This is a genomic window from Staphylococcus coagulans, from assembly GCF_022557135.1.
Lineage (GTDB): Bacteria > Bacillota > Bacilli > Staphylococcales > Staphylococcaceae > Staphylococcus > Staphylococcus coagulans.
Genome location: NZ_CP092966.1, coordinates 2,356,664 through 2,382,576 on the forward strand (window position 1 = coordinate 2,356,664; position 25,913 = coordinate 2,382,576).

At 37.9% G+C, this 25,913-nt stretch carries 27 protein-coding genes; 1 reads left to right on the top strand and 26 read right to left on the bottom strand.

The genetic code is table 11. From position 1 onward, the window contains the following. Window positions 1-9: 9 nt before the first annotated feature. The 26 genes from KM149_RS11350 to KM149_RS11475 form a co-directional block, all read right to left on the bottom strand. Complete coding sequence (locus tag KM149_RS11350) at window positions 10-267, bottom strand: RNA-binding S4 domain-containing protein (protein ID WP_165546096.1); 258 nt, start codon at window positions 265-267, stop codon at window positions 10-12. Beyond that, entirely contained in the window at window positions 264-1,445 is a 1,182-nt protein-coding gene (locus KM149_RS11355; RefSeq protein ID WP_182308815.1) for a MazG nucleotide pyrophosphohydrolase domain-containing protein, read from the bottom strand. The genes KM149_RS11350 and KM149_RS11355 overlap by 4 nt, the downstream gene beginning before the upstream one ends. Then, a complete protein-coding gene (locus KM149_RS11360; protein WP_241415403.1) occupies window positions 1,442-2,974 on the bottom strand; it encodes a polysaccharide biosynthesis protein in 1,533 nt (510 codons plus the stop codon). Before KM149_RS11360 ends, KM149_RS11355 begins: the two co-directional genes overlap by 4 nt. Further along, window positions 2,964-6,467 (bottom strand): transcription-repair coupling factor, encoded by a 3,504-nt coding sequence (gene mfd / locus KM149_RS11365; RefSeq protein ID WP_425353370.1) that lies wholly within the window; start codon window positions 6,465-6,467, stop codon window positions 2,964-2,966. The genes KM149_RS11360 and mfd overlap by 11 nt, the downstream gene beginning before the upstream one ends. A gap of 5 nt (window positions 6,468-6,472) precedes the next feature. Beyond that, window positions 6,473-7,045 carry an aminoacyl-tRNA hydrolase gene (gene pth, locus KM149_RS11370; protein ID WP_060830384.1) on the bottom strand — a complete coding sequence of 191 codons (573 nt, stop codon included), beginning with the start codon at window positions 7,043-7,045 and terminating at the stop codon, window positions 6,473-6,475. A 414-nt stretch (window positions 7,046-7,459) separates the two neighbouring features. After that, complete coding sequence (locus KM149_RS11375) at window positions 7,460-8,110, bottom strand: 50S ribosomal protein L25/general stress protein Ctc (RefSeq protein ID WP_165546101.1); 651 nt, start codon at window positions 8,108-8,110, stop codon at window positions 7,460-7,462. A 134-nt stretch (window positions 8,111-8,244) separates the two neighbouring features. Beyond that, window positions 8,245-9,210, bottom strand: coding sequence for a ribose-phosphate diphosphokinase (locus KM149_RS11380; protein ID WP_060830386.1), 966 nt, complete (start codon window positions 9,208-9,210; stop codon window positions 8,245-8,247). An 83-nt stretch (window positions 9,211-9,293) separates the two neighbouring features. Next, entirely contained in the window at window positions 9,294-10,649 is a 1,356-nt protein-coding gene (gene glmU, locus KM149_RS11385; RefSeq protein WP_182280865.1) for a bifunctional UDP-N-acetylglucosamine diphosphorylase/glucosamine-1-phosphate N-acetyltransferase GlmU, read from the bottom strand. A gap of 342 nt (window positions 10,650-10,991) precedes the next feature. Continuing rightward, window positions 10,992-11,312, bottom strand: coding sequence for a septation regulator SpoVG (gene spoVG, locus KM149_RS11390; RefSeq protein ID WP_050346091.1), 321 nt, complete (start codon window positions 11,310-11,312; stop codon window positions 10,992-10,994). Between the two features lie 75 nt (window positions 11,313-11,387). Next, on the bottom strand, window positions 11,388-11,768 hold the full coding sequence (locus KM149_RS11395; RefSeq protein WP_241415405.1) for a RidA family protein: 381 nt from the start codon (window positions 11,766-11,768) through the stop codon (window positions 11,388-11,390). Between the two features lie 23 nt (window positions 11,769-11,791). Beyond that, entirely contained in the window at window positions 11,792-12,613 is an 822-nt protein-coding gene (gene purR, locus KM149_RS11400; RefSeq protein ID WP_060830536.1) for a pur operon repressor, read from the bottom strand. 20 nt (window positions 12,614-12,633) lie between these two features. Next, complete coding sequence (gene ispE / locus KM149_RS11405; protein ID WP_050346093.1) at window positions 12,634-13,482, bottom strand: 4-(cytidine 5'-diphospho)-2-C-methyl-D-erythritol kinase; 849 nt, start codon at window positions 13,480-13,482, stop codon at window positions 12,634-12,636. 425 nt (window positions 13,483-13,907) lie between these two features. Next, window positions 13,908-14,174 carry a biofilm formation stimulator Veg gene (gene veg, locus KM149_RS11410; protein WP_050331802.1) on the bottom strand — a complete coding sequence of 89 codons (267 nt, stop codon included), beginning with the start codon at window positions 14,172-14,174 and terminating at the stop codon, window positions 13,908-13,910. Between the two features lie 99 nt (window positions 14,175-14,273). After that, window positions 14,274-15,164 carry a 16S rRNA (adenine(1518)-N(6)/adenine(1519)-N(6))-dimethyltransferase RsmA gene (rsmA, locus tag KM149_RS11415; RefSeq protein WP_182280866.1) on the bottom strand — a complete coding sequence of 297 codons (891 nt, stop codon included), beginning with the start codon at window positions 15,162-15,164 and terminating at the stop codon, window positions 14,274-14,276. Between the two features lie 4 nt (window positions 15,165-15,168). Beyond that, the gene (gene rnmV / locus KM149_RS11420; RefSeq protein WP_050346095.1) at window positions 15,169-15,708 is read right to left on the bottom strand and encodes a ribonuclease M5; all 540 of its coding nucleotides are present in this window, start codon (window positions 15,706-15,708) and stop codon (window positions 15,169-15,171) included. Window positions 15,709-15,740: 32 nt separating this feature from the next. Then, on the bottom strand, window positions 15,741-16,511 hold the full coding sequence (locus tag KM149_RS11425; protein WP_165546286.1) for a TatD family hydrolase: 771 nt from the start codon (window positions 16,509-16,511) through the stop codon (window positions 15,741-15,743). 332 nt (window positions 16,512-16,843) lie between these two features. Next, entirely contained in the window at window positions 16,844-18,820 is a 1,977-nt protein-coding gene (metG, locus tag KM149_RS11430) for a methionine--tRNA ligase (RefSeq protein ID WP_241415407.1), read from the bottom strand. Between the two features lie 94 nt (window positions 18,821-18,914). After that, window positions 18,915-19,748 carry a 16S rRNA (cytidine(1402)-2'-O)-methyltransferase gene (gene rsmI, locus KM149_RS11435; protein ID WP_214972354.1) on the bottom strand — a complete coding sequence of 278 codons (834 nt, stop codon included), beginning with the start codon at window positions 19,746-19,748 and terminating at the stop codon, window positions 18,915-18,917. Between the two features lie 4 nt (window positions 19,749-19,752). After that, a complete protein-coding gene (locus tag KM149_RS11440; protein WP_016426524.1) occupies window positions 19,753-19,998 on the bottom strand; it encodes a GIY-YIG nuclease family protein in 246 nt (81 codons plus the stop codon). After that, on the bottom strand, window positions 19,991-20,716 hold the full coding sequence (locus KM149_RS11445) for a tRNA1(Val) (adenine(37)-N6)-methyltransferase (RefSeq protein WP_214972358.1): 726 nt from the start codon (window positions 20,714-20,716) through the stop codon (window positions 19,991-19,993). Before KM149_RS11445 ends, KM149_RS11440 begins: the two co-directional genes overlap by 8 nt. A 16-nt stretch (window positions 20,717-20,732) precedes the next feature. Beyond that, window positions 20,733-21,092, bottom strand: coding sequence for a DNA replication initiation control protein YabA (gene yabA / locus KM149_RS11450; RefSeq protein ID WP_060830392.1), 360 nt, complete (start codon window positions 21,090-21,092; stop codon window positions 20,733-20,735). Between the two features lie 13 nt (window positions 21,093-21,105). Continuing rightward, on the bottom strand, window positions 21,106-21,909 hold the full coding sequence (locus KM149_RS11455; RefSeq protein WP_182361550.1) for a PSP1 domain-containing protein: 804 nt from the start codon (window positions 21,907-21,909) through the stop codon (window positions 21,106-21,108). Window positions 21,910-21,914: 5 nt separating this feature from the next. Further along, window positions 21,915-22,847 carry a DNA polymerase III subunit delta' C-terminal domain-containing protein gene (locus KM149_RS11460; RefSeq protein WP_241415408.1) on the bottom strand — a complete coding sequence of 311 codons (933 nt, stop codon included), beginning with the start codon at window positions 22,845-22,847 and terminating at the stop codon, window positions 21,915-21,917. Window positions 22,848-23,065: 218 nt separating this feature from the next. Further along, window positions 23,066-23,395, bottom strand: a complete 330-nt coding sequence (locus KM149_RS11465) for a cyclic di-AMP receptor DarA (protein WP_016426529.1) — start codon at window positions 23,393-23,395, stop codon at window positions 23,066-23,068. 85 nt (window positions 23,396-23,480) lie between these two features. Continuing rightward, window positions 23,481-24,095 (bottom strand): dTMP kinase, encoded by a 615-nt coding sequence (gene tmk, locus KM149_RS11470; RefSeq protein ID WP_060830395.1) that lies wholly within the window; start codon window positions 24,093-24,095, stop codon window positions 23,481-23,483. A 1-nt stretch (window position 24,096) separates the two neighbouring features. Further along, window positions 24,097-25,443 carry an Orn/Lys/Arg family decarboxylase gene (locus KM149_RS11475; protein ID WP_241415409.1) on the bottom strand — a complete coding sequence of 449 codons (1,347 nt, stop codon included), beginning with the start codon at window positions 25,441-25,443 and terminating at the stop codon, window positions 24,097-24,099. Between the two features lie 150 nt (window positions 25,444-25,593). On the opposite strand from KM149_RS11475, the gene KM149_RS11480 reads away from it, so the two are divergent. Further along, window positions 25,594-25,785 (top strand): hypothetical protein, encoded by a 192-nt coding sequence (locus KM149_RS11480; RefSeq protein ID WP_060830397.1) that lies wholly within the window; start codon window positions 25,594-25,596, stop codon window positions 25,783-25,785. The last annotated feature ends 128 nt before the right edge of the window (window positions 25,786-25,913 follow it).

The window sequence follows — 25,913 nt, forward strand, 5'->3', positions numbered from 1 at the left end:
GTTTACCCTTTACTGAATGCGTTCTTCTTTGACCAATTCAAACATACCTTTTGCATTCTCTTTTGTGGCATGTTCACTCAACCCTGTTACTTTAACTGTCACAACTTTTTGTCCAAATTGAATCACGAGCATGTCGTCTAATTTAACATCTGTGCCTGCTTTTGCCGTTGTCCCATTTACAGCGACACGACCTTGATCGCACAATTCTTTAGCCAGTGTACGTCTCTTAATAAGACGTGATACTTTTAAATATTTGTCTAGTCTCAATGTGACCCTCCTCGTTCTTCTAAATAGGCTGTTAACTCTTCTTCTGAAAAATCTCTATTTTTGACTTCATCATACAATTTTAGAAAATGCGTCGCAAATACTTTCTCGAATTTTACACGTGGCGTTTTACCTTCAGCTACTTTTTGCTTTTGCCAAATGGCTTTAACATCATCTACATCTTGAGCTTGATCATTTTCAAAAATATGTGGATGACGTCGAATCATTTTTTCAGTCAAGCTTTCTACAACTTCACGTGTATCCATATAACCTTCTTTGCGACCTATATTGGCGTGTAACAATACTTGTAATAAAATGTCACCTAATTCTTCAATCATATGCCAATCATCTTCGTTATCTATGGCCTCAAATAGCTCGAATGTCTCTTCAAGCAAGTAGCGTTTAAGCGTTTGATGCGTTTGTACTTTATCCCATGGACAGCCAGTTTCGTCGTCCACAAGTCGTGCAATGACTTGATCAGCATAATTAAAATCTTGGTATAACACTTTTTCGTCATTCGCTTTAGGTATAAATACGCTCGTTAAATTAGTATATTCTATCTCATGATCCAGCTCATATATTGGACAGCGTGTAACTTGAGCGCCAGATTGACGCGCACCATCAACGACCATGACCTCAAAATCATCTGGATAGCGTTCCATAAGCAATAGTTTCAAATGACCCGCCATCATTGCACTGTAGACTTGCGTGATGATAGTTGCTGTTCGAGGGTTCAACATGTCTGCATTTAAACTTGTCGCATCTAACAACGTAAAACCGTCATTAGGATCCGTTTGAACCGCTTCAAATATATCATCTATAAAACTCCGCCCACCTAAAACTTGAATCTCAACATCATTTTCATGTGCACGTTCAATTAGCAATTGTGTCGTCGTTTCTGCTACGCGTGGATGTCCCGGCACAGCGTAAACAATATCGGACTGTTGTGCACGTTGTAAAAGTTCATCCACAATCGCTTGATATACAGGTTCAAAAGAATCATATTGCTCATAAATGTGATCAAAACTTTCAAATTCGATTTCTTTCAGTTGCTGAACCACTGGATGATGCTGAGTACGAACATAAATTTTAGGCTGTTGCTGAATTAATCTGTAAATGCTGACAGGCAATTCATCTAAGCCGTAATTACCCAGTCCTATAATTGTAAGTTGATGTGTCATGATTCTCTTCCTTTCTTCCATTCAATCATTTTATCACCAAATGGTAAATGTACCCATTCATCGCTACTTAAAATATTAAGATATAACAGCATTAAAATCACACTGCCAACGCCTACACTAGTCAAAATAAGCAATTCGAGCAATCCGCCTAAGCGTGTAGATGTAGGAATGAGATATTGACACAATTGTACACTAGCTGTCATTACCAATAAAGCCAAAGCCAAGTTGAAATAAAACTTCCTTAACGCGTTTAAACGGTATTGTTTGACTACATATACATGTAAATAGAATACAAAAATGATTAAAGATGCGACCGTTGCAATACTTGCTCCGATAATACCCACAAGTGGAATTGTGATTAAATTAAATATTAATTTTGTAGTAATGCCCATTAGAAAACCTATCAAAATGATGCGAAACTGCTCTTGTACTTCTAATAAGGCGATATACATCATAATTAATGAAACCCAAATAACAGTCAACATGTATATAGATAGTGTTAACGTTAAGTTTTGACTTGCAAAAAAGACGTGATTGAGTACAGGAAGAAGATTGATGAGCCCAATGCCACAGGCACTACTTATCACAATAGTAATTTTAAGCGACGCATTCGCATAACTGTGCATTTGTTGCAATTGACCTCTTTTTTTCGTTTCTGTTAATAGCGGAATCAAGACAAAGCAAAATGTCGTTGTGACAATCAAGCCCATTTGAATAAATGAGGCACCTCTATCATAAATACCTTTTTCAGTAATCGCCTCTTTAAAGGGCAAACCTGAGCCATAACGCAACATGTTCACGATGGTAAAACTATCTACCACTTGCCATAAAATGACGATTAAATGACTGATTGCAAAAATAATGGTTGCAACAATAAATTTACGCCATGGCAATGATGGCATTTCGTTATTACTATGTGGCACATCATGCTTGCGCCAAAGAAAGAGCGTTGCGCCCAAAAAGCCAAAAGCAGAAGCGATAATGGCCCAAGTTCCTGCTTGATAAATTGATAAATCTTGTTTGACGAATAGCAGGATAACAACACCAATGATTCCCACCCGAATACTTTGTTCTAAAACTTGTGAGTATGCCGGCATGTGCATATCTCGTTTTGCTTGAAAATGGCCACGCAATAAACCTAAGGCTCCTATGGCGATAAAACTCAAGCTTGCTGCATGAATCATCGGTGTCAAATGAACGTCACCCATCAAGCTTGCAATACTTTTTGCACCTATAAACAGCACAATAAATATAAGGAATCCTATTGCTGTCAATGACCATAATAATCGTTTTAAAACCGATTGCGTCTCATGTGTATCCCCAACGAGCTGGGTATATGCGCTTGGTAACGCATTGCTAGATAACACAACACCCAATGCGACTATCGGATAAATTTGTTGATACGCATATAATCCTTCATCACCGAGTATATTTTGATAAGGCACACGATAAAGAGCGCTTAATACCTTAACGATGATAAGTGCAAGCGTTAAAACGACGACGCCATTGAACGCTGTTTTAGACTTCATCTGGTATTCTCAAACTTTCTTCGAGTGTCTTAGACAAAAACTTCAATGACTCTAACCATTGATTACTTTTTGTCAGCGTCACTTTCATGCAACCTTCTTGTACACCGACTTTCATGCTTCGTCCTAACGCAATTGTATTTTTAAACAACGCTTCACCATCAATATCGTTTGTGCCTTTTTGTGTTAATAAAATTTCAATGGTTTTTCCGGTATCTTTTACCGTTTGCACACCTACGTGCAGTAAATGAACTTTAATTTCAACGGAATCGAGCAATTGTTCAACTTCACTCGGATAATCGTTGAAGCGATCTAACAATTCATCTTTAATATCCATGAGTTGTTCTATCGTTTCAGTCGCACGTAATTTTTTATAAATTTCTATTTTAGCTTGCTCATTACGAATATATTCGGCAGGCAAATAAGCGTCTAAACGTAAGTTCATCTCAATTTCAGGTGCTACTGTTTCTTCTTTGATACCTCGTTTTTCATTCACCGCTTCTTCTAACATTTGTGAATAAAGATCAAAACCGACAGAATCAATAAATCCATGTTGTTGCTTACCTAATAAGTTTCCAGCACCTCGTATGTTTAAATCACGCATCGCAATTTTAAAGCCACTGCCTAGCTCTGTGAACTCTTTTATAGCTTGTAATCTGTCCTCAGCCGTTTCATTCAACACTTTATTTATCGCATGGAGGAAGTAGGCATAGCCAATTCGACTCGAACGACCCACGCGACCACGTAATTGATACAATTGACTTAAACCAAAACGGTCAGCATCTTCAATAATCAATGTGTTGGCATTAGGGACATCTACGCCGGTTTCAATAATCGTGGTCGTAACTAAAATATCATATTCACCATTAATAAAATCGAGCATTGTCTCTTCTAAATCGCGTTCAGGTAACTGTCCGTGTGCCACACCAATAGATGCATCTGGCATTAACATTTGTAATTGCTCACGTTTTTCATAAATAGATTGGACACGGTTATACAAATAGAACACTTGGCCCCCACGCGATAACTCTCGCTCGAGTGCTTCTTTAATAAAGTTCGTATTTTGCTCTAATACATAAGTTTGAACTGGAAAACGATTTTCCGGCGGTGTCTCTATTACAGATAAATCACGCACACCTAACATACTCATGTGCAATGTTCTTGGTATAGGGGTCGCTGTTAAAGTTAATACGTCGACATTCGCTTTCAATGTCTTGATTTTTTCCTTATGACGTACACCAAAACGTTGTTCTTCATCGACAATCAACAATCCTAAATTTTTGTATTCCACAGCTTTTCCTAAAAGTTTATGCGTGCCTACTACAATATCAACAAAACCGGACTTTAAGCCTTCTTTTGTTTCACGAATTTCTTTAGGTGTTCTAAAACGGCTCATTAAGTGAATTTCGACTGGAAAATCTCGCATACGTTCGATTAATGTCTCATAATGTTGTTGCGCGAGTATAGTGGTTGGCACTAAAAATGCAACTTGCTTACCTGACATGACCGCTTTAAACGCTGCGCGCACGGCGACCTCAGTTTTACCATAGCCGACATCTCCACAGAGAAGTCGATCCATAGGGCGCTGACTTTCCATATCTTCTTTAATCTCTAAAATCGATTTCGCTTGGTCATCCGTTAAATCATATGGGAAGTCCATTTCAAAAGCATGTTGTTCATCTGTATCCGGCCCAAAAGCATACCCTACAGATTGCTCACGCTCTTTATATAAGGCAATTAATTCGTCGGCAATATCTTCAACACTACTTTGAACTTTAGCTTTCGTTTTCTTCCATTCACTACCGCCTAATTTATATAGTTTCGGCGTTTTATCTTCAGAACCAACATATTTTTGCACTTGTTCCATTTGATCAACAGGTACGTACAGTTGATCTGTGCCTTGGTACTGTATCTTAATATAGTCACGGTGGACTTCTCCAACTTCTAACGTTTCAACACCTAAGTAACGTCCTACACCGTGATGAACATGGACAACATAATCGCCAACGTTCAATTCTTGATATGACTTGATTTTTTCAGCATTACTCATCGTTTTACGACGTTTTTTAGACGTCTTTTTTTGCTTCGATTTAAATAATTCTCTTTCAGTCACGACTACCATGGACATGTAAGGCAATTCAAAGCCTTCGGATAGACTGCCTTGAATAATCGCAGCATGACCGGGCTCCATAGCATCATCTTCAGGTTCGAGTAGTGTAGGCACATGCATTTCACTCAACATTGCATGAATTCTTTCTTTTTTTGTTTCTGTTTCGACCATGACCACCATACGGTCACCTTGTTTCATGTAGCGTTGAAATTCTGAAGCCATGATATCGTATTGGCCATAAAATTGTTGTACAGGCTTACATGAGAACTTGACGATATGGTCTAATTTCATAGGCATTGAGGCAGTAAACAGTGTAAAGAAAGTAATTTTAAATTGACGGAGCATGCGATCAAAAGTGTCATCTTCCATAAAGCGTTGACCTATAAAGCCTTTACCACTTTCGATTAAATTTTGAAGAAATGCTTCTGTCTCAGTAGTCAACGTTTCTTCCGTTTCTCTCACACGATTATACTCATCTACTAAAACAATCGCGTTGTCTTTGAAATAATCTAAGATGGTTGTCGGTGTTTCATACATCCAAGCGATAAGACGACGTAATATTTGTGGATCAAAATGCGTATCTTCTAAAAGATTAAAACTCTCATACGTATCTTTTAAATCTTGACGCACAGACTTCTCTATTTTAGGGCGTGTCGTTTCATAAGCTTGTTTTAAGCCTTCCATCATTCTTTGACGAACCGCATCCGTCATAATATAATCATGCGCTGTCGTGATCTCTGCTATTTCCACATTTTCAGAAGAGCGTTGAGATTCGACATCAAATTGACGGATTGAATCCACCTCTGTATCAAATAATTCGATACGCAACGGTTCACCTAGCAATGGATAAATATCAATAATACCACCGCGTACTGAAAATTCTCCAATATTTGAAACGACTGTTTCACGGCGATAGCCCATGTTTACAAGTTTATCTAGAAATAGATCAACATCAATATCGTCACCAACTTTCAATGAGAGTTGATGTTCTTGCCATAGTGCTTTTGGCGTTAATAACTTTTTCAGACCATTTAAAGGAACAATGTAAAGTCCGCGACGTTCATTCGCAAGTGCCGTAAGTGTTCGAACACGCTCACTCATTAAATCTGGACTTTGCGTAGAAAATTCTTCAATCATAATATCTTGCACGGGATATTTATAAATTTCGTCATCTGGTACAGATTGAAGGAGATCCGCTTCTAATTTATCCGCTTGATATAAATTATTTGTCACTAATAAAACTTGGCGATGGTCTGATTGGTAAAGTTCAGCTATGATAGACGCTTTTGCTGCAGGCGTTAATCCTGTGACTAATAAATTGGCATGTCCAACTTGCTCGGACAAATCTTTAAATCTTGTATCTCTATTTATAATTTCATTAATGATTGATTTCACTTGGCCTCACCATTATATTGATTCATTACATTTTCGAATTTTTCATCGCTAATAAATGCTTCCACAGCATCTGCAACATGCGCAATAACAGGATCCATCACTTGCATTTCAGCGTTTGAAAACTTTTGCAACACGTAATCGCGAATCGGCGTTCTGCCTGAAGGTCGTCCAATTCCTATACGGATACGTTTAAAGTCACTTGTTCCGAGCATCTGAATGATTGATCTCATCCCATTATGACCCCCAGCACTTCCTTTTTGTCTTAAACGTACTTTACCTTGTGCTAAATCTAAATCATCATATAACACTAATAATTCGTCGATTTGAACGTCATAATAATCCATCAATGGGGCTACGGCTTCTCCAGATAAATTCATTAATGTTAAAGGTTCGATCAGCATTACTTTTTGACCGTTAATTCGTTCAATTGTATAAGCACCACGAAATTTTTGCTTATCGAGTTGGATTTGATGTCGCTCGAGTAAGTGGTCGATGACTTCGAAACCTATATTATGTCTTGTATGCTCATAATTTTTTCCTATATTACCTAAACCAACGATACACTTCATCATTTACCTCCAAATTGATCTTGATGCGCTTCATTTGAATAAACGCCCCTTCTTCATTATTTCTATATATTAACATATTTAAGAATACACTTGCTAAATTGCGATATATACGGTCGCACGATCTATTTGAATGCGAGACTACAAAAGTTAGAATCACTGAATATTATGAATTTTACTTTTAAAGATTTAAATCCTATAAAAAATAACTTAATGTGATTATATTATTATTTTTACATTTTAACACAAAATTACCACAACGCCACTTTTATACTAAAAGCATCCACCACATCTTTTTCACTTTTCTCTCGTATCATCGTATGCAACAAATTCTGCATTTTGTTTTACCCATTATAAAAAGAGCTGAAAACTATAACAGTTTCAGCTCTTTTTATAATACGACTAAGTTGATAGATATTAGTCTTCTTTTTCTTCTTCTTCAGAAGATTCACCAACAACTTCTGGTTCTTCTGTTGTAGATTCGCCTTCCATTGCTTCGATTTCTTCTTCAGTTGGTTCTTCAGTTGGTGCAACAACTGATACAAGTGCTTCTTCTTCATCGTTTTCGATAGTGAAGTCACCAGAAATTTTAACATCTGCTACTGATAAAGTATCATTGATGTTTAATTCGCTAATGTCTACTTCAATGTATTCAGGAATGTTGTCTGGTGTTGCAGTAATTTCTAAGTTGAATAATGGTTGTTCCACTACGCCGCCTTCTTTAGCTCCTGGCGCTTCACCAATTAAGTGTACAGGTACTTCTACTGTACGTGCTTCAGTCATATTGATTGCTAAGAAGTCAATATGTGTAATTTGGTTTTTAAGTGGATCAAATTGATAATCTGAAACCATTACTTTGATTTGTTTTGAACCTACACCAAGTTCAATAACACCGTTACGTCCTACTTCACGAATCAATTTGATAAATTCAATTTCATCAACTTTAACTGAAACGTTTTTAGTACCGTAACCATATACAACTGCAGGTACTTTCCCTGCTTCACGGATTTTACGTAAATCACCGCGTGTTTGTTTACCTTGACGAATAACAGACTTTAATGAAGCCATATTCATTTTCCACCTTTCATTGCACACATCTGTGCAGCACTTGCCCATCAACTTTTATTGCTTGCAAGTGTGTATTTGTCCGTATGGGCACGAACAGAAATATTTTACACAAAATTTGCAGTTTCGTCAATGCTTTAGTCAAATAATACGCTGACTGATTCACGTTCATACACACGTACGATGGCTTGTGCAAGTAATTCAGCAACAGATAATTCTGTAATATTATTTGGTTTTTGCTCCTCTTTAAGCTGAATTGAATTTGTCACCACTAATTCTTTAATCGATGAGTTCTCGATACGCTCTTTCGCAGGACCTGACAATACTGGATGTGTACAACAAGCATACACTTCTGTTGCACCTTTATCTCTCAATGCTTGAGCAGCAAGTGTGATTGTACCTGCTGTGTCAATAATGTCATCAATGATAATCGCTGTACGCCCTTCGATCTCACCTACGATGTTCATAACTTCAGCTACATTCGGTTTTGGACGACGTTTATCAATAATAGCAATTGGTGTTTTAAGGAAGTCTGCAAGTTTACGTGCGCGTGTTACACCTCCGTGGTCCGGTGAAACAACAACACAATTTTCTGGATTAATTTCTTTATTATTCAAGAAATATTCTGCCAAAATCGGAACGCCCATTAAGTGGTCAATAGGAATATCAAAAAAGCCTTGAATTTGAGGTGCATGTAAGTCCAATGCAATCATTCGATCTGCACCAGCAGTTTCAAATAAATCCGCAACTAATTTCGCAGTAATTGGCTCACGACTTCGCGCTTTACGGTCTTGGCGCGCATAGCCATAATAAGGGACAACAATTGAAATATTTGCTGCAGAAGCACGCTTACATGCGTCAATCATAATAAGCAGCTCCATTAAATGTACATTGACTGGATTTGATGTAGGTTGAATAATGAAAACATCACAACCTCGAATACTTTCTTCAATATTAATTTGGATTTCACCATCACTAAAACGTTTGACCGTACATTTACCTAATTCAACACCTACATGATCTGCAACTTCTTTTGCAAGTGGTTCATTACCTTTCAGTGAGAAAATTTTCAAAGACGAATTTTTATACTCGGTGTTTAACATTATTATGAATCCTCCAATTTTATTATAGTCATTTCAATTGATTACAACATACTTGTTTCTATTTCTTACTTAATTCATTACATTTATTTATTCATATATCCCTTTTTTGTCACCTGTCTTGAACGTGCGAGTGCGAGACTCTCGTTCGGTACATCATCAGTGATTGTTGACCCTGCAGCGATTAATGAACCATCGCCAACAGTCACAGGTGCAATAAGATTTGTGTTACAACCGATGAATGCGTCTTTACCAATTATTGTTTTAAATTTGTTGGCACCATCATAGTTAACTGTAATTGAACCACAGCCCACGTTCGTGCGTGCGCCAATTTCTGCGTCTCCTATGTAACTTAAGTGCGATACTTTAGCACCGTCATCAAGACGAGCTTTTTTAATTTCAACAAAATTACCCACTTTTGTTTCTTTGCCAAGTTCTGAACCTGGTCTTAATTGTGCAAATGGACCTACTTTTGATTTTTCGCCAACAATAGCGTCTGAGATGACAGATTGTTTAATCGTCACGCCCTCATGGATTTGGCTGTTGTGTATTTCTGAATATTGTCCAATTGTGACATCTCTACCAATACGTGTGTTGCCAGATAACTTAACACCCGGCTCTATCACTGTATCTTCACCAATTTCAACTTCTGCACCAATGTAGGTTGTGTCTGGATCAATCAATGTCACACCATTGCGCATGTGATATTCATTACGTCGTTGACGGTAAGCTTTTTCTGCTCGACTTAGTGCCACACGGTCATTGACACCCATAATTTCGTCGAAGTCATCTGTACGGTAGACTGCAACTTTACCTTCGTTCTGAAGCACTAAACTTAAAACTTGAGGTAAATAATATTCGCCTTGTGCATTATGATTGTCAACTTGCTCTAACAACTGAAACAATGTTTGATTATTAAATGCGAAAATTCCAGAACTAATTTCTTGAATCTTTTTTTGTTGTGCGTCAGCATCTTTTTCTTCGACGATTTCAGTCAGTTGGCCTGTTTCATCTCGAACGATGCGGCCATATCCAAAAGGATGCGCGGCAATCGCAGATAATACTGTCGCTTGTGCACCTTCTTGATCATGATGTGCTAGTAATTGAGACAACGATGCGCTTGTAATTAGCGGTGTGTCACCACAAACAACAAGTGTTGTGCCTTCCTTTGATGCTAAATGCTCTGCCGCTTGTTTAACGGCATGCGCTGTTCCCAGTTGTTCTTCTTGAAAGCTATACAAAGACGTGTCCCCTAATGTTTCTTTTACACTTTCTGCACCGTGTCCTACAATAGTCACCACATTGTCAACACCTGATTCGCGCACTTGATCAATTACATGACGAATCATTGGTTTTCCAGCAACACGATGTAATACTTTATATTGCTTAGATTTCATCCTTGTGCCTTTACCCGCCGCCAAAACGACTGCATGTTTTTGCATGGCAATGAACCCTCCAGTATCTTTTACACTTCTATATAATTATAATTTAAGGGCGTGTACACTTTCAAGGCGTAAACGAATAAAACCTTTGGCACATCATAAAAACCTTGTGCTTTCACAACTGAAATATCATGGCTATCGCAATATACTCACGCTAAAAATCGTAAGCTCATCTTTAACACTGGTATGATTTTAAGCGATTAAGTGCCGCTCTACAACTATTAAAATGTTGTCCCCGCTTCTTCGTAGCCTGCACAATGGTCCAATGCCTTTCACTCACTTTTTACATACAAAAAGGTTTCATCACCCTTTTTAGATGACAAAACCTTAAATCGCAAATACCTATTCAACTTCTTCGTTTGTGTCTTCTGATGTGTGATTATCCTCATGATTATGAGATGGTAACACTTCATCAGTTTCGTCATATACTTTCATTACTGCATCCTGAATTTCTTGACGCATTTCCGAGTTGATTGGATGCGCGATATCTCGGAATTCACCATCTGGTGTACGTTTACTTGGCATCGCAACGAACAAGCCTGTATTACCTTCTATTACGCGTAAATCATGAATCACAAATGATTCGTCTAAAGTAATAGAGACTAAGGCTTTCATTCTGCCATCTGTTTGGATTTTTCTAAGTCTGACATCTGTCACTTTCATGTAGTGAGCCCCCCATAGTAATTAAGTATATTTATTGCTGTGTAATTAAAGAAGTCTTCACCGTAACTTTCATGATTATATAGCTTTAACCTCAGCAATCAGTTCAATCTCTACTTTAACATCCTTCGGTAATCGTGCAACTTCCACCGCGCTTCTTGCAGGGCGGTGTGTGTCAAAGTATTTTTCATACACTTCATTCACTTTTTGAAAGTTTTCCATATCCGATAAGAAGATTAAAGCTTTAACAACGTGATTTAGATCTGACTCAGCTGCTTCAAGTACAACTTTAAGATTTTCTATGACTTGTTCTGTTTGCTTTTGTACACAATCACTTACAATTCCACCATTTAAAGTAAGTGGAATTTGACCAGATGTGAAAACAAGTCCGTTGGCAACCGAAGCATGTGAGTATGGTCCAACTGCATTAGGCGCTTTACTCGTGTTAATGATTTCCAAATGATTGAACGCTCCTTTTGTCTTTAAAATTTAGCTAGACTGTTACCTGATTCGACTTTAAATTCTTGATTATATTCGTCAACATCAGATAAACGTACTAAGGAAGTATAATCTTCAATCAGTCGTTGTTTGACTTCTTTGGATTCTACAAGTACTGATACCCCTTTTACATGTGCTTTAAACTCATTCATTAAATTCATCACACCGTTAATGGATCCACCAGCACGCATGAAATCATCAACGATTAAAACATTCGAATGTTCCTTCAAAGTACGCTTAGATAATACCATTGTTTCGATTTTTCGCGTTGATCCTGAAACGTAGTTAATTGAAACTGTTGATCCCTCTGTCACTTTATTATCTTTGCGAATCACCACGACAGGTAAATTGAGTACATTTGCCACTGCATTTGCGAGAGAAATCCCTTTAGTTGCAATTGTCACAATTGCATCTAACTCTTCATGCATATATATTGTTGCAATCAAACGTCCCACACGTTTAAGCAAGGCGGGGTTTCCCATCAAGTCAGATAGAAAAAGATATCCCCCAGGTAATAAACGTTCTTTTTCTTGTAGCAAGGCGATGACTTCATCAATGACAGCTTTTGCTTCTTCTTTTTGCATTTGGGGTCGATATTTGACGCCACCACTTGCGCCAGAAATCGTCTCCACTGTGCCTAAGCCTTCTTTAATCAAAGTATCTTTGATAATTTGAACATCTTCGCTTATCGATGACTTGGCCTGTTCAAACTTTGTAACGAAAAAAGTAAGTGGTACAAGTTTATTCGGGTTGCTTATTAAATATTGTGTCATGTAAACAATACGTTCACTTCTTTTATATCGCACGATTGTCATCCTTTCTCTTTTTAACCAAGCATTCTTACAAGATATACGTCATTACAACAGCCACTCACAGCATTGTAAATATGACGTGCTTGCCTTTCACGTTGTGCAAAACCATAGACAGTAGGGCCACTGCCACTCATTAACGCGCCATCTGCACCGTTATTCAACATATTAGACTTAATTTTTGCAATTTCAGGTTGTAGCGCCATTGACACAGGCTCCAAACGATTAGAAAGACTTTCACACATCATTTGATAATCGTTGTTTTCCAATGCTTGTAAACATTGCGTTGTATGAACAGGAAAAGGCTGATTTAAATCTAATCCACCATATATTTCAGGTGTAGAAAGACCCGCTTGCGGTTTCGCTACAATCACCCATGTCGAAGGCGGTTTTGGTAACTGTTCCAATATTTCCCCTCTACCTCGACAAATCGCCGTTGTACCATAAACACAAAACGGAATATCTGACCCTATCTCTGCTGAAAGTGCACTTAATTCATCGAGCGGGCGATTGAGTTCAAACAAACGATTCATACCACGCATCGTCGCTGCCGCATCACTTGAACCCCCAGCGAGACCAGCAGCAACAGGAATATTTTTTTCTAATGTAATCGTGACACCTTGCTTTAACTGATAAGCCTCCATCATTAAAAGTGCCGCACGATAAGCCAGATTACGCTCATCAGACGGAATAAAAGTCTCATCTACATTTAGAACAATACGTTGATCATTTCTCTTCTCAAACGATAGGCGATCATTCAAATCAATCGTGGTCATAATCATCTCAACTTCATGATAACCATCATCTCTTTTATATAAAGTATCTAATGTTAAATTGATTTTAGCAGAAGCCGTTTCATAAATCATTACAATATCCTCTTTCCAAATGGTATTAATGTGATTTTAACACAGAACCCTTTCAAAGTGGGAGCAGGACAGAAATCTATTTGATTTCGTCGTCCTGCCCCGGCAAGGATGACTAGGGTTGAACAAGCTTGAAATGCGATGTTCAATCCAGTCAGCTACTGCGCTCTTTATTTCTTTCGCACTCTTATCATGCAGGACAGAAATCTATTTGATTTCGTCGTCCTGCCCCGGCAAGGATGACTAGGGTTGAACAAGCTTGAAATGCGATGTTCAATCCAGTCAGCTACTGCGCTCTCTTAGGTTTACCATCAACATTAGTGCACTCAACACTATCTATCAAATAGAATTCCATACTAAAAAAGACCATACTACCTATTAAGTAGAATGGCCATTATGTAGATTTATCCTTATATGACAGACATATATTATTGCGCAATTGCTTCTTGTTGAAGTTCTTCTTCTACAAATGAAACTTGAACGTTTTCAGTCAAAACGTCAGCATACGTGTAAGATACACGCTCAAAATTATGTTTCTCAGGGTCTAATTCAACAACGAACACTGATGGATACGTTTCAGTAAGAACGCCACAACGTTCAATTGTTTTTTTACGACCTCCATTAGCTTTAAGTACAATACGATTTCCTAATTGACAATCAAGAGAATTTTTGATGTCTCCAATAGATTTTGGCATATTGCTCCACCTCGCTACAAGTGTATTATAACACAATTAAGTAGGATGCGTCAAATAAAATTTTAATTTTAGCAAGGTGGCGTGCCAATGTCAACAAATTTAGAATGTTAATTGAGGGAAATTTTCCAATTCTTCATACAATCGTGCATATTCTTGTATTGACAATGTTTCCCCGCGTCGTTTCGGATCAATTCTAGCTTTTTCTAACCATTGTAAAATTTCATTCCGCTGCGCTTTTCCATCATCAAAGAAATTCTGATAATTGTTGAAAATCGTTTTACGTCTCTGACTGAATGCACCTTTTGCCATTTTGAAAAACGCTTGCTCATTTTTCACTTCGACAAGTGGATATTGGCGCTTCATTAATTTAACGACAATAGAATCTACATTAGGTGGTGGCATAAAGACCGTTTTCGGAACGGTCAGAACTTTCGATGTTTCTGTATAATACTGGGTTACTATTGATAAAGAACCATATGCTTTAGAGCCCACTTGCGCATTTAAACGCTCACCCACCTCTTTTTGCATCATGACCACGTAACCATCAATATTCAAATCTTGCTCTAATAGTCGGAGTAGAATTGGCGTCGTAATATAATACGGTAAATTAGCGACAACCATTATTTTTTCACATTTCGATAAATACGTCTGCATTGCCTCTGAGACATTTGCTTTCAAAATATCTTCATTGATGACTGTAACATTGGGATAGGGTGATAATGTATCTTTTAATACAGGGATTAATCTTTGATCAATTTCAAAGGCTAAAACATGCTTCGCTTTTTTTGCTAATTGTTCTGTTAGCGATCCCATCCCGGGCCCAATTTCAATGACGCCCGTCGTTGCATCAATGCCACTTGCATCAATAATGCGATGAATAATATTCACATCTATTAAAAAGTTCTGACCTAAACTTTTTTTGAAGTTAAAACCATATTGATTTAATAATGCACGTGTTCTCGATGGTGTTGCAATATCTTTATCATGCATAGATTTACTCCTCTTCCCCTAATGCCCTTCTTACATCTTCTTCTGTATAACCAAAGGCATTGAGTTTTTTTAATAATTGCTTTCCATTGGAATGACCAATATGCAAACGTCTCCCTAGAAGATCTCGTCGGCGACGTGCATCTGGCCCAATGATTAATCCTAATTCAATTAGCACGGTTTTATCTATCGTTTCTTGTGCTTCTGATAGCGGCGAAGAAACGTGCATCAATGCTTCACGTATTGTTTCAAAGTCGGCGTGCTCGACGCCTATTTTACCCCGCCTATTTTTAGCTTTATCACGGTCGATAAACGCATGTTTCACACCGGGTACCGCTTCACGTATAGTCGTCCGTATTTTGTCACCCGGGAAATCAGGGTCAGTTAAAACGATGACACCTCTTGTTTCTTGAGCTTGACGTATTACATCTAAAGTCTGTGAATCTATGGCACTGCCGTTTGTTTCAATGGTATCACAGTCAACCGCTCTTTTTACGCGTTCAGTATCATCTCGCCCTTCTACAACAACAAATTCGTTAATTTTCAACGCTGCACCTTCTTTATCTTCTATGAACCGACCTATTTCAATCCGAATAAGCGTTCTGCATTTTGAGTTGTTTGTGCGGCCACTTCTTCATATGAAATGCCTCGTAAATCCGCAATTTGCTCAGCCACTAGCGTGACACGCGCCGGCTCATTTCGTTTACCTCTATATGGGTGGGGTGTTAAGTATGGCGCATCTGTCTCAACTAATAAACGGTCCAACGACACGTGCTTCGCTACTTCTTTCGGTTGCTTCGCATTTTTGAAAGTCACAGGACCACCTAACGAAATGTAAAAGTTCAATTTATTCGTTACGATATCGGCAATTTCTGGAGAACCACTAAAACTATGCATAATACCACCGACCTCTTCGGCATGTTCCTCCATTAAAATATCAATACAGTCTTGTGTCGCTTCTCGATTATGGATAATAATCGGTAATTTCACGCGCTTAGCTAATGCAATTTGCTTACGAAAAACTTCTTTTTGTACATCTTTTGGCGATTTATCCCAATGATAGTCTAATCCCATTTCTCCAATCCCAATCACTTTAGGATGTTTTGAAAGTTCTTCAATCCATTCTAAACGCTCATCTGTAAAATCAATGGCATCAACCGGATGCCAACCAATAATAGCGTAAATAAAATCGTATGCATCGATTAATTGCATCGCACGTTCAATCGTTTTTGTATCGAATCCTACGACAAACATACGGTCTACCCCTGCGTCTAGTGCGCGTTGTATCACTTCTTCTAAATCTTCATCATATTGATCTGCATTTAAATGTACATGTGTATCTATAAGCATTGTTCATCCTCCTTATCATTTCATTCTTCTGTTTTCTATTTCATTTCAAAACTCTACACCCGAGTCATTGACTTTAAGAAACACACCAGTCAATACGTATAGTTCCTGTTAAATCGTTGAAAATGAATCTATCCGCGATAAAGTTGGGCTAACCTTCCGCCTCTCATCATAAACGAAAGAGTGAGACGTAATCAAAATCTACTCCGTTCGATTTTGTCGTCTCACTCATTGCATTAGCGATTAGATAGATATCATCAACTTGAATTAGAACCTTGCTCGCATCACGCATACACTGTCAAAAACGTTTCTATGCATTACGCTTTGCGTGCCATTTATTTAATGATTGCGCCGTTCGGTACCGCATTCGGTAAGCTAATTAATGTTAAGACATCATCTTTTTCAGCGGATAAAATCATACCTTCAGATTTTTGCCCCATTAATTTTGCAGGTTTTAAGTTTGTAACGACAGCGACTTTTTTACCAATGATATCATCAGGCTGGTAAAATTTTGCAATGCCTGAAACAATTTGACGTTTCTCATGCCCAAGATCCACTTGAATTTTGAGAAGCTTATCTGATTTTTTAACACTTTCTGCGTCAATAATTGTTGCAGCTTTAATCTCAACTTTATCAAAAGCTTTAATATCAATTTGTGGTTTTGATGTCTCTTCTACTTGCGTTTCTGCCGCTTGTTTTGGTGGTTGCATTGATTCTCTAATATAGCTAACTTCAGCCTCTACATCCAATCTTGGGAAAATAGGCTTCGGTTGGCTTGTCACTATGATAGGCTCCGTCAAAAGACCATAGCGCCCGAGACTTTCAAAGTCATGAAGTTTCTCGCTATTAATATTCAATTGATCAAAAATTTGATATGGTGCATGTGTTAAAAACGGTCGTAATAAGACAGCTGCGAAACGTATATTCTCTACTAAGTGTGCCATTACACTGCCCAGCGCTTCTTTTTGTTCAGGATCTTTCGCTAAAATCCATGGCGTTGTTTCATCAATATATTTATTCGTACGGCTAATGAGCTTCCAAACCGTTGACAATGCAACTGAAAATTGAAGTTTTTCCATATGATCATGATACACTTCAACTGTATCTAAAGCCATTTGTTCCATTTCTTGATCAACTTCGTGCATAGGTCCTTGATATGCTGGAAGTTTGCCATCGAAATACTTGTTAATCATTGAAATTGTGCGGTTTACAAGGTTTCCTAAGTCATTCGCCAAATCAAAGTTTGTGCGATCAATAAAGGCTTCTGGTGTGAAAACACCGTCAGAACCAAATGGGAGCTCACGCATTAAATAATAACGTGTCGCATCTAAACCATAACGATCAATTAACACATTGGGATCCATGACATTCCCTTTAGATTTACTCATTTTGCCGTCTTTCATTAAAACCCAACCATGTGCAAAAACCTTTTTAGGAAGCGGTAAATCTAAAGCCATTAAAATAATTGGCCAAATTATCGAATGGAAACGAACGATTTCTTTTGCCATTAAATGAATATCTGCTGGCCAATACTTACGGAATAATGTATCGTCTTCTGTTAAATAACCTAACGCCGAAATGTAGTTAACAAGCGCATCTAACCAAACGTAAACAACATGTTTTGGGTTGGATGGAACTTTCACCCCCCAGTTAAAAGAAGTACGTGAAACAGCTAAGTCTTCTAATCCAGGCTTAATGAAATTGTTAATCATTTCATTTTTACGAGATGGTGGTTGTATAAATTCTGGATGCTGATCATAAAATTCTAACAAGCGATCCGTATATTTCGACAATTTAAAGAAGTAGCTTTCCTCTTTGACTAATTCCACTTCATGTCCAGAATCTGGGCTTTTACCACCTACAATTTTGCCATTTTCATAAACTGGCTCTACTAATTGTGTTTCTGTGTAAAAAGTTTCATCTGGAACCGAATACCATCCTTCATATTCTCCTAAATAAATATCGCCTTGCGCCAATAATTTTTCAAATATCTTTTCTACCACTTCTGCATGACGACGCTCAGTTGTTCGGATAAAATCATCGTTAGAAATATCCAATTTTTCCCATAATGCTTTAATGTCTTTGATCATACTATCAAGGTAGTCGAGTTCTGACTTCCCTGCTTTTTGAGCTTTTTCTTGAATCTTTTGACCGTGCTCGTCTGTTCCAGTTAAATAGCGAACATCAAAGCCTTGCAAGCGTTTATATCGAGCAATCACGTCACCCGCAACTGTTGAATATGCATGCCCGATGTGTAAATTACCACTCGGATAGTAAATCGGTGTAGTAATATAAAATGTCTCTTTCACCATCAGCGCTCCTCCTCAATTCTTATCTTATCTAATATATCTAAATTTCGTTTTATTTTCAATGTTACAATTCAATCCCTATTGTACTAAAATGAGTTTAATTGATGTTGTGGAAAATATTATAAACTTCTTTACTCGACATTTGACGATCTTGCGCTACATGCTTGATTGCTTGTTTAGGTTTCATATTTTGATCAATATAATGATTCACATGCGCTTCAATCGTCATATCCTCAAACCATGATGTAGAGGCCTTTGCCATTGCACCCTCAATAATTAATACAAACTCACCACGCAACGGGATTGTATCGTCTAATTGGGCAATTAAATCGTCCACCCGGCCTGTTTGAATTTGTTCAAATTTCTTTGTTAATTCTCTTGCCACTGTCATCATACGCTGATTATCCACCTTAGCAATTGCCTCTAGTGTTTCTTTTACACGGTGTGGCGATTCATACAATAATAAAGTACTCTCTTGAAACATTCTTTTTTCAAGCACTTCTATCTTTTCGCGTGTTTTACGTGGTAGAAAACCAAGAAAAGTATATGTAAATGATGGCAACCCACTTGCCATAAGTGCTGTCAGTCCGGCATTGGCTCCCGGAATAGGGATAACATTAACGTTTTCTTCGCGTGCACGTACGACCAATTCATAACCAGGATCAGAAATCAAAGGTAAACCTGCATCTGACACAAGTGCAATATCATCTCCGGCACAGAGCTTTTCGATAAGACTTTCTGTCACACGCTGCTTATTATGCTCATGGTAAGATTTCAAAGGCGTCTCTACCTCAAAATGATGACATAACTTTTTAGTAACACGTGTATCTTCACACGCAATTAAATCTACTTGTTTTAAAATATCGATAGCTCGAAAAGTCATATCATCTAAATTTCCTATGGGCGTTCCTACCAAATATAAGCTTCCCATTTCATCACTCCTCAATGAGTTGGATTTTTTGTTGCCGTGTCATTTTTTTAATCGCACATTCACGCTTAAGTGCTGCTGATTTTGTTTCAAACGTTTCATAATAACGCAATTGAACAGGACGTCGGCTTTTTGTATATTTTGCGCCTTTTCCTTCATTATGTTTGGCGATTCGCGCTGCTAAGTTGTTCGTATATCCGGTATAAAGTGAAGCATCTTTACATTGAACAATGTAGATATAATGTTTATCCATAATACACCTCTCGCATTTCAGGCGTATATTGTTGATTTTCATCGTATACATAAAAAGGCGGGGAAATCTTTAGACCTTGCCGTCCGCCTTTTCGACCTTCAACGACAATGGTTTGCGCAGATTGTCCAGGTTTACTGTAAACCATGTGGAGTTGCTTCGGTTCAATACGGTGTCGACGCATTGCTTCAAAAAGATCAAGCAAACGTTCTGCACGGTGAACCATTACAATACGTCCACCCTCTTTTAGTAAATGCTTTGCAACTCGAAAGCAATCGTCTAAAGTACAAAAGATTTCATGTCGCGCAATTTTATGCGCTTCAATTTGGTGTTGATGCGCTTGATTTGCTTTAAAATAAGGTGGATTGCAAGTAATCAAATCAAACTGCGCGGGTTGAAATGTTTCAATCAAGCGATTAATGTCCATCTCAAGCATTGTGATGCGTTCATCTAATTGATTATATGCAACACTGCGACGCGCCATATCAACGAGTTGGGGCTGAATTTCTACCCCTGTAATGGGGTTAAGACCTTTCGCCGAGAGCAACAATGGAATGACACCATTGCCTGCACACATGTCTAAAATACGATCTCTCTTTTTAACCTTTGTAAAATGACCGAGCAACAGCGCATCTGTAGAAAAAGAAAAGACTGCATCATTTTGAATAATGCGCAAGTCTTCTCGAATTAAATAGTCTAATCTTTCACCTGTTTGTAGCATGGTTCTTATTTTCACCTCATTTGTCATTAAGCACATTCAAACAAAACATACAATCCTCGCCGTGGCGATGCTTTCCAAATACATCATGACAAATATGAAAACCTTCATGATACAATTTGGCAAAATATTCCCGACTTTGTAGTTGTTTTTTAGTGGGCTGTGAGGTTGCATTGCGCGTTTCTTCAATGGGCGTTTCGATGTTCTCCTCTTCCTCTTGCTGCATCAAAGCTTTAAAATTATCATTTTCAATTTGTAATGCCACATTTTCTTCTACGAGTTCAACAGTTAAAGCTTTTAACTCTTGCATATCCTCATGAATACGCGCTACATTTTTTTCTAGTCGCATTAATCGGTCGAATAGTTCATTTCGATCCAACAGATGAACCTCCCTACTTTAAAGTTTCTAATTCTTCAATATGGTATTCTGTCAGTTGTTCCATTCCGTCAAGACGGACTTGCATAGACACATCAATAATATTTAAACCGACGACTTCTCCTTGACCTTCTGGTGTTTGAATACGCTCTCCTACGTCAGGCAAATGTGCTCTTGCTGTTTCGTAATAATCATTTTCATACTTCAAACAGCACATTAAACGCCCACATGCACCAGAGATTTTAGTAGGATTGAGTGATAAATTTTGATCTTTTGCCATTTTAATCGATACCGGCTCGAAATCTCCTAAAAAAGTGGCACAGCACAATGAACGGCCACATGGTCCAATCCCTCCGAGTAACTTCGCTTCATCGCGCACCCCGATTTGGCGCAATTCAATTCGTGTTTTTAAGCGTTGCGCTAACATACGCACTAGTTTTCGGAAATCGATACGCTCATCCGCTGTAAAATTAAAAATGATTTTAGTGCGGTCAAGAATATATTCACAGTTCACAACACGCATATCTAATTCCAATTGATCAACAAAACCTTTACACATCTCTAAAGCACGATCCGCATCTTGCGCATTTTTTTCATAACAGGCTAAGTCTTCCTCAGTAGCGACTCTTAATATAGGCTTTAAAGGTAGGGTCACATCTTGATCTGACACCGCTCTTGGTAGATGTTTAATCACACCGAGTTCGTGTCCTCGCTTAGATTCTACAACCACATATTGCCCCTCTGTTAATGGCGTGTCAATTGGCTCATAATATTCTAATACGTTTGCTTTTTCAAAGTATACACCTGCGACAAAGTGCATAAGCGTCACCCCTTCACCTTAATTGCAATTTGTTCAAATACTAACGTTGGATTCACATTTTGATTGAGTTTTTTGTGCGCCTCAGTAATTTGTTCAATAATATACGTTAAATGACGATAGCTCATTTGTGTGGCTAACGTTTCATACTCTTCTGTCATGCCAGAAAACGTAATGCGCTCGGACATCTTTGTTTTAACATACAATAAATCTTGAAAGTAGGCATTAATTCCAGATAATGCCATCAATTGGAGCTGTCTATTTTTAGCATGCTTGAGTAATTCAACAACTCCGATTAGCGCCATTTCGCGTTGCTTCACTAAACGGTAACACCACTGCAACAATACCTTGCGGAAAGGTGACAGTTCGAAATCCTGATTAAGTTGCATCGCCACTTCAATTTGTGTCGTATATGTACTGAGTAACTCTGCTATCGGTTTTGTGACAGTTTCATCGCGCGCCATTAAACGCGACACGAACGTAGCTCTGGACATCGGTTTAAAATACACGTGTTGGCACCGAGAGTGAATCGTATCTAAGATTTGCTCTGGCTTTGTGGACATAATCACTGCAATCGTCTTTTGAGGCGGTTCTTCTAAAAATTTGAGAATACTATTTTCACCTTGTACCGTTAATTTTTCAAAATCTTGAATCACATAGACTTTAAAATCCCCTTCAATGGGTAACTGATTCATATGATGAACGAGCGCCTCAACTTGCTCTTTTTTTATCGTTGCTTCGTCTGTCATCACGTATTGAAAGTCAGGATGATTATGCTCAGTTACTTTGTTCCTACATTGCGCTTGATCTTGACATAAAATAAATTGCGCAAAATCCATTGCCGTTGTTTTCATCGTTTCCGCATCGTCACCTTCGAATAAATAGGCATGTGACAGCTTTTGATTATGATACGCTTTTTTTAATTGATCAATTACTTCCATGAAACTTTGCGCTCCTTTATGAAAATGAGTCCTGACATCTTAATACACTTTAGGCTGTTTTTACTTAATTCCATGATGTATGACGAAGAAATAACTTGTAATTTAAACTGAGCTACTACTCATGCAAGTCATATTTGATATAGGCAAAAAAAAACAAAAAGGTTGAAACAACGTAAACGAATTTTGCTCGCCAACACTGTCACAACCTCCATTTTATTCTAAAACTGATGGAATGATTCTACTGGCATTACAAAGACAGTTGCGCCACCGACTTCGACTTCTACAGGATAAGGAATATACGAATCAGCACTTCCGCCCATTGGTGTAATTGGTGATACAAGTTGTTCTCTATTACCACATGTGCCACCGATAACTTCTAGTATTTCATCAACTCTATCGTCATCAACACCACTTAAAAATGTCGTATTTCCAGCTCGCAAAAAACCACCTGTTGTCGCTAATTTCGTCGCACGAAAATTGTTTTCAACAAGTTTATCCGAAAGTTCTTGGCTATCTTGATCTTGAACAATCGCTATAATCATTTTCATTTTTACAAACACCTCTTAGCGTATATTATAACATATCTCGTATCACTGCTTCACTTCAATCCTAAGTAAACAACTGAATGACTTTTTAATCTGCCAATTGCTGTAAAATGGCTTTTACTGATGCATCAACGACTGCCTCAATCGGTTGACTGGCATCAATTACTGCAAAACGCGTTGGATCTTGCTTGATAATATGTTGATACCCTTCGATTACACGTTCATGGAATAACATACTTTCTTTATCTAAACGATTTTGCTCGCGTTGATTACGTTCAATTCGTTCTCGTCCAACTGCCGCTGGAATATCGAGGTATATCGTTAAATCTGGATAACGTCCTTCTATCGCAAAGTCATTAATAGTTTGTACTCCTTTTACCCCGATTTCACGCGCATAACCCTGATACGCTAAAGAACTATCAATAAAACGATCACAAATCACTAATTGTCCTTTTGCTAATGCAGGCAAAACTTTTGCGACAAGATGCTCTCGTCTTGCAGCAGCAAACAACAATGCTTCAGTTCGACCATCCATGCTATCGCCGTTTAACAATATTTGACGAATTTTTTCTGCTGTTTCCACACCGCCTGGTTCGCGTGTCGCCACGACATCATAATCACGTGACAACTGTTTAACCACAGCTTCGAGTACTGTTGTTTTCCCGGATCCTTCTGGTCCTTCAATCGTGATAAATCGGCCCATTTTACTCATCCTCTACTTTAATTTTTCCATTTGTAAGGCCTTCAACGCGTATCCCACGTGTTTGCCAATAATGAATTAATTTTATCATATCTTTAGTCATTTTTTCGCCCCTTAATAATGAAGGTACACCAGGCGGATACGGAATTAAATGTGCCGCTAATATTTTGCCATATGCATGTTCAAAAGACATCTCAACAAATGAATTGGGTGCCACCACATTGTATTCTCCTGCTTGACTGTAAAGCATTGGCGCCTGTCCATGCTGAGTTATTTCCCTAACAGCGCCTATTTTCATTCTTGCTATACGTTGTAACAACAACGCAAAAGGATAACGATCATCAACATGCCATAAGGGTAAAACCCATAAAACGGACTGTTCGTCAGCTAATTCAACATAGATTGTATTTTCTTCCATGAGTGCCTGAATTTCTTGACCAGACCATCCTTTACAACGAATCACCAGTTTAAGCGGGTCTTGTGACTCTATAACCTCAAAGGCGCTTTCTTTTAACTTTTCAACCAATATTTCACGCTTTTTAAAAAAATAGTCACTTTGGTAGTGTCGATAAAAAGTTTGTGCTGATTCTAAACTTTCTAATAACAAGTATGAAGGACTAGAAGATTGGAAAGTTTGCAAGAGTAATTCTATTTGAGCACGGTAAGGTGCATCCTTATGTATCCATAATATAGAACTCATGGTTAAACTTGGTAGTGTTTTGTGATAAGATTGCACGACATAATCAGCGTCATCATTCATACTTGAAGCTGGAAAACCATCCAAACCAAAATGTGCGCCATGTGCCTCATCTACAAGGACTGGCACACTAATCGCGTGATAATCTCGAATTACTTTTCCGATATCATACGTCTCACCATAATAATTCGGATATGTCACAACACCTAATTTATAGTCCGTTTTAATTGACGTATTAACCTCTGGCACAAGATACTGATTGGTTTGTGCACTCATTGACGTTGGCATGATATTAGCACTTTGCCCACCAATATCTAGCGCATTAAATACCGATTTATGTACATTTCTAGCGATACTCACTGTACCTTTTCGATTGGCAAACGCATGAATAACCGCTAAAATACCACTCGTCGTCCCATTCACTAAATAATACCCTTTATAATTCGGATGCTGGTCTAAAGTCTGCATACTTTGATATAAAACATCATCTGCATGATGTAAATCATCAAATCCTGTTATCTCCGTTACATCATATTGCGGTTTTGTGAAAGAAAGATCACCAATTGTTCCATTTTTATGACCTGGAACATGCATGGAAATGGGAACACTTTGCCCCCATGATTTCATTTTTTGTCTTAATGGTTGATAAGACATACTTCAATCCCTCCTTTACACATTTATTAACTTACTCAAATTTAATACATCTATTATAACGAACTTCTTGGGGGACGTCAGAAATTTCATGGCTAGCCCTTTTAAAATACGTACTTATGTTCTATATTTTTTGTGGAGGTGATGATATAGATGGAGATTCAATTAGATTGGGATAAAGACTTTCAAGAATTTCAAGAAATTTTAAACAGTGGGATTCACCCCAAATGGCTTTACGCATCAATGACAAATATGATTTTAGAACCCGCATATACTGGACAAGGCAAGCAGTTTTTTTATACTCAGGATATTATCGAAGCGAGCAAAGAATTACCATTTTTCTAATATACTCAAACTTGAGGTGCTAAAAAAATTACCAATAATATTTTAAATTTTTCGCTTTAATTTTAAGCATTTCTGATATATCATTACACATAGGCACAATATCTCCTTAATCGTTGGTTTGGTCACTT

Bases quoted from the DNA above. Each gene is read 5' to 3' on its own strand.
- KM149_RS11355 (WP_182308815.1), bottom strand. From the start codon at position 1,445: ATGACACATCAACTTACAATTATAGGACTGGGTAATTACGGCTTAGAT.
- spoVG (WP_050346091.1), bottom strand. From the start codon at position 11,312: ATGAAAGTGACAGATGTCAGACTTAGAAAAATCCAAACAGATGGCAGA.
- KM149_RS11475 (WP_241415409.1), bottom strand. From the start codon at position 25,443: ATGTCTTATCAACCATTAAGACAAAAAATGAAATCATGGGGGCAAAGT.
- KM149_RS11460 (WP_241415408.1), bottom strand. From the start codon at position 22,847: ATGGAAGTAATTGATCAATTAAAAAAAGCGTATCATAATCAAAAGCTG.
- glmU (WP_182280865.1), bottom strand. From the start codon at position 10,649: ATGCAAAAACATGCAGTCGTTTTGGCGGCGGGTAAAGGCACAAGGATG.
- tmk (WP_060830395.1), bottom strand. From the start codon at position 24,095: ATGGGCCGATTTATCACGATTGAAGGACCAGAAGGATCCGGGAAAACA.
- KM149_RS11455 (WP_182361550.1), bottom strand. From the start codon at position 21,909: ATGCACTTTGTCGCAGGTGTATACTTTGAAAAAGCAAACGTATTAGAA.
- rsmI (WP_214972354.1), bottom strand. From the start codon at position 19,748: ATGGGAAGCTTATATTTGGTAGGAACGCCCATAGGAAATTTAGATGAT.
- rsmA (WP_182280866.1), bottom strand. From the start codon at position 15,164: ATGCATGATAAAGATATTGCAACACCATCGAGAACACGTGCATTATTA.
- KM149_RS11440 (WP_016426524.1), bottom strand. From the start codon at position 19,998: ATGGATAAACATTATATCTACATTGTTCAATGTAAAGATGCTTCACTT.
- KM149_RS11425 (WP_165546286.1), bottom strand. From the start codon at position 16,511: ATGCTTATAGATACACATGTACATTTAAATGCAGATCAATATGATGAA.
- veg (WP_050331802.1), bottom strand. From the start codon at position 14,174: ATGCCAAAATCTATTGGAGACATCAAAAATTCTCTTGATTGTCAATTA.
- ispE (WP_050346093.1), bottom strand. From the start codon at position 13,482: ATGATTTATGAAACGGCTTCTGCTAAAATCAATTTAACATTAGATACT.
- KM149_RS11480 (WP_060830397.1), top strand. From the start codon at position 25,594: ATGGAGATTCAATTAGATTGGGATAAAGACTTTCAAGAATTTCAAGAA.
- metG (WP_241415407.1), bottom strand. From the start codon at position 18,820: ATGGTGAAAGAGACATTTTATATTACTACACCGATTTACTATCCGAGT.
- KM149_RS11375 (WP_165546101.1), bottom strand. From the start codon at position 8,110: ATGGCTTCATTAAAGTCTGTTATTCGTCAAGGTAAACAAACACGCGGT.
- KM149_RS11465 (WP_016426529.1), bottom strand. From the start codon at position 23,395: ATGAAAATGATTATAGCGATTGTTCAAGATCAAGATAGCCAAGAACTT.
- pth (WP_060830384.1), bottom strand. From the start codon at position 7,045: ATGAAGTGTATCGTTGGTTTAGGTAATATAGGAAAAAATTATGAGCAT.
- KM149_RS11380 (WP_060830386.1), bottom strand. From the start codon at position 9,210: ATGTTAAACACCGAGTATAAAAATTCGTCTTTGAAAATTTTCTCACTG.
- KM149_RS11360 (WP_241415403.1), bottom strand. From the start codon at position 2,974: ATGAAGTCTAAAACAGCGTTCAATGGCGTCGTCGTTTTAACGCTTGCA.
- KM149_RS11445 (WP_214972358.1), bottom strand. From the start codon at position 20,716: ATGCTACAAACAGGTGAAAGATTAGACTATTTAATTCGAGAAGACTTG.